Source organism: Enterococcus diestrammenae (assembly GCF_049384045.1).
GTDB classification, from domain to species: Bacteria; Bacillota; Bacilli; order Lactobacillales; family Enterococcaceae; genus Enterococcus_C; species Enterococcus_C diestrammenae.
This window is the reverse complement of sequence record NZ_JBMRGR010000034.1, coordinates 1-7,021: the sequence shown is the minus strand read 5'-3', so window position 1 is coordinate 7,021 and position 7,021 is coordinate 1. Positions and strand designations below refer to the sequence as shown.

Below are 7,021 nucleotides of genomic sequence, written 5' to 3'. Positions count from 1 at the left end.
AAATGAAGAAAAAAAAACTACATAAAACAAATTTTGTTTTATGTAGCCAAAGTTATTTAACTTTTTCAGCAGCTTCCAATTTTGCCAGTCCGGTTTTTTATTTAGCTTTTTCCATAAACTGATAAGGCGTGATATCCTTCATTCCAATCATCGGGTCAACGGTACCCGCTTGAAGCAGTGCTGGGGTCAAATATGGCGGTGCTTCCTCAATGACAGAGGCTGCTCCTGAGTCTGTTACTGTTTGACTAGCAGCAACGGAGGGTTCGGTACTCGTTTCTACTACCGCAGCCGTTGGTGAAATCTCTTTGGTTTCAGAGGTTGTAGTGTTTTTTTCAGTAGACTCGGTCCTGACTGCCACATGCTCTTTAGCTAAAGGCAAGGAAGTCACCAAGCCGGTATGTCCTTCATCTGCCAATTGATCTTCATAATGATTAATTTTTTGCACCAAGGCTGGAGTAATTCCAGAAGCCTCAGCGATTCGCTGTTGCAAAGTGGTCCGTCTGGTAGCAGATTCATGGCTAACCGCTACCTCAAAAGCCCGTACCTCCCCTAGCAAAATCAGTAAATCTTTGCTGCGGGTAACTGCCGTATAGAGTAAGTTGCGTTGAAGCATGCGCTGGTATTGATGCACCATGGGTAAAATAACCATCTTAAACTCGCTACCTTGGGACTTATGGATGGAACAGCAATAAGAGAGGGTGATTTTATTCCACTCATTGCGCTTATAGGTCACTTCCACCGCATCAAATCGAATCGTCAGCTCATCCGTTTTCTCCTCTGAGTCCTTGGCATAGGTAATTCCTACGATTTCCCCCATGTCACCGTTGAAGACGTTTTGTTCGGCATCATTAACCAATTGCAGTACTTTATCACCGATACGATAAGCGACTTCGTTAAAGAGCACTTCTTTTTTATTGCCAACTTTAGGATTGAAAATTTCTTGCATCATTTTGTTCAATGCATTGATACCCGCTGGCCCGCGATACATAGGAGCCAACACTTGAATATCTTGTGGAGTGAATCCCTTCGCTTTAGCCTTGCCGACAATTTGCGCCACAATCGGTTCGATTTGCTGGGTCTCACAGGCAAAAAAGGAGCGATCCTTTTGATTGATTGTCAGATTTTTAGGTAGGTGGCCATTTTTGATTTCATGGGCCAAGGGAATGATACTTGAGCCATCTTCTTGTCGATAAATCTCTGTCAATTCTCTTTGGGGAATCTCAGTGATGTGTAACAAATCATGGAGGACTTGTCCGGGACCAACAGAAGGCAATTGATCTTTGTCCCCTACTAAGATTACCTGGATATCGTTTTGGATGGCTTTAAATAACGTGTTCGCCAGCCAAGTATCCACCATGGACATCTCATCCACGATTAATAGCCCGCCACTTAGCTCTTTGGCACTGGCGGCAGGGGCCTTTTCCCGTCCAGTCAAACCCAATAGACGATGAATCGTCCCTGACGGCAGTCCAGTGGTCTCATTCATGCGTTTAGCCGCACGACCAGTTGGAGCAGCTAATTTGATAGGAAAAAGCTCCGTCCCAGTATTATGAGGGCTGAGATCGACATCATTTAAGGCTGCAAATAGTTTGACGATTCCATTGATGACAGTAGTCTTCCCCGTTCCCGGGCCGCCTGTCAAAATAAATAACGGAGCTTTAATTGCTTCAAAGATTGCTTCTTCTTGGGAGGTACCGTAGCTTATCGACAGTTCTTTTTCGATTTTACGCAGTTCTTTTTTGAGACGTTTGTCATCGTACGTGATATCTTTTTTCCGTTGCAACAAACGATCCACCGATTTTGCCACACCCCACTCGGCAAAATACAACGAGTTCTCGTAAAGATTGGTCCCTTCTTGTTGGATCTTCCCTTCTTCTACCAGTTGGATGATCGCGTTGGCCAACTGTTCTGGTGAAAGTTCCACTGGACGACTGCTTTCCAACAAATCCAAGCATTCTTCTAGCAACTCTTGGGCCGGAATAAAGGTATCTCCTGACGACAGGCAGTGGTTGCTGATTTGATGCATCACGCAAGCTTTCATGCGTTGCACCGAATCCGCCGCAATCCCCAGCTGCTCCGCTAATTGATCGGCTTTTTTAAAGCCAATCCCGTCGATGTCTTCCACCAATTGATAGGGATTTTCGTGAATAATATCGAGGGTTTCGTTTTTGTATGTCTGATAAATCGCAAAAGCCAGCTGGCTACCAAATCCGTACTTGGTAAGGCTGACGATGACTTGATCCATGCCGTGATTGGCTCGGACGGTTTCCAAAATCAGCTCTTGCTTCGCGGGAGTCAATCCCGGGATATCTGATAACAGGGTTGGATTGGCTAGCATCTGACTGATGGCATCTTCTCCCAAAGTATCCACAATCCGTTCGGCGGTTTTTTTACCGATACCAGGAAACTTGTCACTGGCGAAAAATTGAATCAACCCAGCAGCTGACGTCGGACGGGCTTGTTGATAACTATCGGCTTTTAACTGCAACCCATATTTCGGATGCTCCACCAGCGTTCCTGTAAAACGATATGCCTCTCCTTCTTGGACATCCCCAAAGGTACCGGTAATCACGATTTCGTTTTCCCGATAATCCAAATCCGTTTCATCCACTTTAATTAGGAGAACCTTGAAAAAGTTCCCCGCATTTTGATAAAAAATCGCGGCCACAGTGCCGTCAATGGTGCCTTGAGTTCCTGACATTGGTGCCGCTCCTTTCCCTTAGTCGGTAATGACTGCCGCTCATTTCCTACAACAATGCATCTCGTCCGGCGCTTTCTCCTAAAAATGAAGCGTCATTATAGACAACCAAATCATAAGGCGTCAGTTTTTGCGGTTCTTGGGCCACCATCATGGTGAGGCTATTATTTACTAAGCCGCCCATTTCTCGTAGGTGGGCCAAATCTTTGCCTGCTATCCATTGAATCGCAGCCGTCAAAGAAGCACCGTGGCCGACAAACAATAAGGGGCCTTCGTGTTGCATCACCGCATCAGCAACCACGGTTTCAATCCGCGCCAAGGCATCTTGAATCGATTCTCCCGCAAAAGCCCGGGGATCATATAAATCTAGCCGATTACGCAAATAATCCAACTGAATCGGGTGCTCCTCACTCACTTCGTCAATCAGTTGCCCTTCCAAACAGCCCAAACCTAACTCCCGCAGGCCATCCGTATAATGAATCGGCGCTGGCTTAATCAAGTAGCTGGCAATGGTTTCCGCCGTTGTCCTAGCCCGCTTTGATGTGGAGCAATAAATGGCTTCAAAAGGGACTTCTGCCAAGCGTTTGCCTAACAAAGCTACCTCTTCAAGACTCTCAGGTAACAAAGGGGAATCCCCTAGCATCCCTTGAAAGCGCCGTTGCAAATTCCATTCAGTTTTTCCATGGCGGGTAAAATAAAGTTCCATCAAATACGCTCTTTTCTTGATAATCTCACTAGATCCAGTGTTTTCAATTAATCCAATTTGTCATGTTCGTAATGATGCGTCAATTCCATATTAGGAAACCCTTGTTGCCGCAACGCTTCATAGACAATCATCGCCGCTGTATTGGAGAGATTTAAGGAACGGACATGTTCATCATTCATGGGAATTCGCAAACATTTTTCCGCATTTTCCCGCATAAACGCTTCGGGTAAACCAGTCGTCTCTTTCCCAAATAGAAAATAATGATCGCCACCATCAGCGAAGTTTGCCTCTGAATAGACTTGATTCGCGAATTTGGAAATCAAATGTAGTTGGGCCTTTTCTTGGCTTTCCAGATACGTCAAAAAAGCCGCCAAATCTGGATAGTAAGCGATATTTACCGCATTCCAATAATCCAGTCCGGCCCGCTTCAAATGTTTATCATCGGTGGAAAAGCCCAGTGGTTCAATCAAATGCAGCCAGGTATTTGTCGCTGCACAAGTTCTGGCGATATTGCCAGTATTGGCGGGAATTTGAGGTTCAAATAACACAATGTGGTTCACAATCAAGACTCCATTTCTGTCGAGGATCAAAAGGTCTGATGTTCTCGAAAATTCTTTGTTTACTATAGCATAAATGCGCAAGAATTTCTTGTGGGATAGGTGTTTTCCCTGTCAAGAATTTCATAAGATTACTGCTTTAGCCCAGTTTCTTTCGATCAATACCTACCTTGCTCACAAAGCCATGTAACTAGCCGGCAGCTAATCTCCTGCTGAAAACACAAAAAAAACGTAGCAACTCGGTGTCAAGCACGGCAAGTTGATACGTTAGTGAAGCTCTTTTCACTAACTTTTATCAGAACAGGAACCTGATAAAAACCAATGAAAAATGACTTGTTGTTACTATATCACCGATTTTGAGATTTTGCAACAGGAAAAGCTTAAAAACTTCACAAAAAAGCCGAATTTTTCCCACGAAGCACCAGTAAGTCGACTGTAATTTTACGCAGTGGTTGTTCTTTAACCTGCCTTTTCCGCTCCTGGCTAACCCCCCATTCCAAAGGGGACATCTCCAACAAATCCAACTGTCTAGCTTCTGGAATGGCAAATTCATAGGTTATTTCTTTCGCCTCATACTGGGGGTAAGAGTCTGTGAATTTTTTAAGAACTGGTTCATTGGAATACTGTTGCTTGCTGACATCATCAGGGTAGAAGGCTTGGCGCAATTCTTGCAAATAGCGGGGGCCTGGGACCACTTTCAATAATTGGCCCCCCGGTTTCAACACCCGAGCAAACTCCCGATAATTAGACGGGGAGAAGATATTTAACACGCAATCCAGCTGACCATCAGCAAAGGGTAAATTCGTCAAATCTGCCACACACCAAAAAGCCGGTTGAGGTTGTTGGGTGGCTAGATAGACCCCCGCCTTTGAAATATCAAAGCCAATAGCTGCCTGTTGAGGTATTTCCTCAAGTAATGCATTGAGAAAACTACCTTCGCCACAGCCCACGTCCAAAACAGTGCCCTCTGTTCCTAACCAATCTGCTAGCTGCTTCATGAGGGGCTGATACATGCCACTTTGAATCATCCGTCCTCTTGCCGCAAACATATCATGATCGTATTCGGTTTTCACTTGATGGGTTAAGAAAAACAACGTCCCTTTTTTTGAGACATCAAAACGATGCCCGTTTTGGCACAGCAAGCCACTGTTGCTGGCTGTCATTGAATCATGACAGATGGGACAGCGAAACAACTGCGCTTGTTCTGTCACAAAGCGTTTCCCCCAATCAATCTTCTTTTCCATTTTTTGACCTCTTTTCCAGACTACCACGAGCAGCCACGGCTACCTCGCCCTCTACTTTACCACAGAGATATGTTAGAATTCTACACAGAAGACAAACCTCATCACTATACTTTTAAGGACGTGAGTTTATGTTAATCAAAGAATTTTGTGCCGAAAACTATACGGATATTCCCGCTGCCATCCATGCTGGTGCGAAGCGTATCGAACTTTGTGACAATCTGGCAGTCGGTGGCACCACACCTTCCACCGGGGTCATCGAGGAAGTATTAAGCTATGCTGGCGAAAAAAATGTGCCGGTGATGACGATGATTCGCCCTCGCGGTGGAGACTTTATTTACAATGATATCGAACTAAAAATCATGCATACTGATCTAATCGAAGCTAAAAAAATGGGAACCGATGGCGTCGTTTTTGGCTGTCTGACGCCCAGTGGATGGTTGGACGAAGAAGCTTTGGAGCTTTTAATTGATACCGCTGAAGGCTTACAAATCACTTTCCACATGGCCTTTGATAGTATTCCAGCAGCCCGACAGTTCGAAGCCATCGATTGGCTAGCAGGACATGGCGTCGATCGCATCTTGACCCATGGTGGCGCAGCGGGCACCAATATCTTAGACAACCTTCCTCGTCTGAAGGAATTGACAAACTATGCTGCTGGCCGCCTACTGATTTTACCCGGCGCTGGCATCACTTATGAAAATGTCGGTCAAATCGTTACCGAACTTGGTGCCAAGGAAGCTCACGGTACCAAGATTGTTAATTTAGCAGAGTAGTTTCCTCTCAGCTAGACAAAATACTATTTAACTATTTCAACCAAAAATAAGCGGATAACGCTGCCTTATAAAAAAGTCGGCCAATCTTGCTTCCGGAGAATCCCTCGGGTGGTAGTGGGAACGGCAAATGCCAATCAAAAAACGGTTGTCATTTTGCTAGCTCATCTTAGCGTTTTCCGCTTAGGTGAACGGTATGGGATAGGCTCCTTTAGCCCTCGGACATTCTTGACACTACTACCCGAGAAATCCACCTACAGCAAGACTAACCGATTTTTTTGATAAACTTTTTTATCCTTATTCGTTTTAAGTTATTCGATGATTTTTACATCTGAGTCTATCGTAAAAATGGTGAAATTTAGCGTAATAAAATTTGAATAGCAGTAGCTCACAGGATGTGAGATGGCTATAAAATCATTGCGCATACAGTCATTTCTAAGCAGAGACCGCTAAGAAAGACTAGCAAATGTACTTAGAGTTGGTGGCGGCTTGCGACACTTACTCTAAGTTTGAAGCTCCAAGGGAAAGCTAAAAGTTCATTTGCGCATACAGTTACATCTAAGCAGAAACCGCTAAGATGAACTTGCAATGCCAAACACGTTTTACGTTTGGCATTTTCCGGTCCAGCTACAGCTATTTCAATTTCTAGGTCGCTAAATTTCACTATTTTTGTACCATCGAAAAATAGTGTGAAATTCGCTATAAACCTTGGTAAAACAGAATGTCACATAGATTAAAACTCATAATATCTTAGTCTATAAAAAACATATAAGGTTCGGCAAATTTTGCCGAACCTCTAACGCTGTCTTGAAAACGAAGGAGCACTTATAATGAACTTGAGGAGTGACACAAGCTCGAGCGGTTTATTGGTGGCCTTCCCCGTATAAAAAACCGAGTGATTCGCTTTGTGAGACTAACGAATTGTCGCTTTGCGCACGTATATAAAATTTCTTCGATTTTTCCAAAGCAAATCTGTCACAACTCAATACTTTTGAGGAGTGATTTACATGGAAGTCGTTGTCGAACGTTGTTGTGGACTGGATGTT

At 44.3% G+C, this 7,021-nt stretch carries 5 protein-coding genes; 1 reads left to right on the top strand and 4 read right to left on the bottom strand.

Annotated elements, in window-relative coordinates; genetic code table 11:
• Positions 1-97: 97 nt before the first annotated feature.
• From recD2 to ACO03U_RS13645, 4 genes are all read right to left on the bottom strand, one after another.
• A complete protein-coding gene (recD2, locus tag ACO03U_RS13660) occupies positions 98-2,701 on the bottom strand; it encodes an SF1B family DNA helicase RecD2 (RefSeq protein ID WP_204688037.1) in 2,604 nt (867 codons plus the stop codon).
• A 46-nt stretch (positions 2,702-2,747) separates the two neighbouring features.
• Positions 2,748-3,404 carry a histidine phosphatase family protein gene (locus tag ACO03U_RS13655; protein WP_204688035.1) on the bottom strand — a complete coding sequence of 219 codons (657 nt, stop codon included), beginning with the start codon at positions 3,402-3,404 and terminating at the stop codon, positions 2,748-2,750.
• A gap of 47 nt (positions 3,405-3,451) precedes the next feature.
• Positions 3,452-3,967, bottom strand: coding sequence for a tRNA (uridine(34)/cytosine(34)/5-carboxymethylaminomethyluridine(34)-2'-O)-methyltransferase TrmL (gene trmL, locus ACO03U_RS13650; protein WP_202625866.1), 516 nt, complete (start codon positions 3,965-3,967; stop codon positions 3,452-3,454).
• A gap of 383 nt (positions 3,968-4,350) precedes the next feature.
• Positions 4,351-5,205 (bottom strand): methyltransferase domain-containing protein, encoded by an 855-nt coding sequence (locus tag ACO03U_RS13645; protein ID WP_204688033.1) that lies wholly within the window; start codon positions 5,203-5,205, stop codon positions 4,351-4,353.
• A 128-nt stretch (positions 5,206-5,333) separates the two neighbouring features.
• Between ACO03U_RS13645 and ACO03U_RS13640 the strand changes: the two genes are divergently transcribed.
• Positions 5,334-5,978: a copper homeostasis protein CutC gene (locus ACO03U_RS13640; RefSeq protein ID WP_204688031.1), complete on the top strand. Its 645-nt coding sequence runs from the start codon at positions 5,334-5,336 to the stop codon at positions 5,976-5,978.
• Positions 5,979-7,021: the final 1,043 nt, after the last annotated feature.